The 460-nt window shown below is 57.0% G+C and carries 1 pseudogene; it reads left to right on the top strand.

Annotated elements, in window-relative coordinates:
- Positions 1–460: pseudogene (locus ACEWB7_RS17625) on the top strand (DNA recombination/repair protein RecA); the annotation flags it as partial.

Consider the following 460-nt stretch of genomic DNA (forward strand, 5'->3'; position numbering starts at 1 on the left):
GCGTTTATCGATGCGGAACACGCGCTTGACCCTGTTTACGCACGCAAGCTGGGCGTCGATATCGATAACCTGCTCTGTTCTCAGCCGGATACCGGCGAGCAGGCGCTGGAAATCTGTGACGCGCTGGCGCGTTCAGGCGCGGTGGACGTCATTGTGGTCGACTCCGTAGCGGCGCTAACGCCGAAAGCGGAAATCGAAGGCGAAATCGGCGACTCTCACATGGGCCTCGCGGCGCGTATGATGAGCCAGGCGATGCGTAAGCTGGCGGGGAACCTGAAACAGTCCAATACGCTGCTGATCTTCATCAACCAGATCCGTATGAAAATTGGCGTGATTTTTGGTAACCCGGAAACCACCACCGGCGGAAACGCGCTGAAATTCTACGCCTCCGTTCGTCTTGATATCAGTCGTATTGGCGCGGTGAAAGAAGGCGATAATGTCGTGGGTAGCGAAACGCGTG

Origin of the sequence: Acinetobacter sp. NIOH-H-8 (assembly GCF_046635365.1) — a bacterium.
Classification (GTDB): Bacteria; Pseudomonadota; Gammaproteobacteria; order Pseudomonadales; family Moraxellaceae; genus Acinetobacter.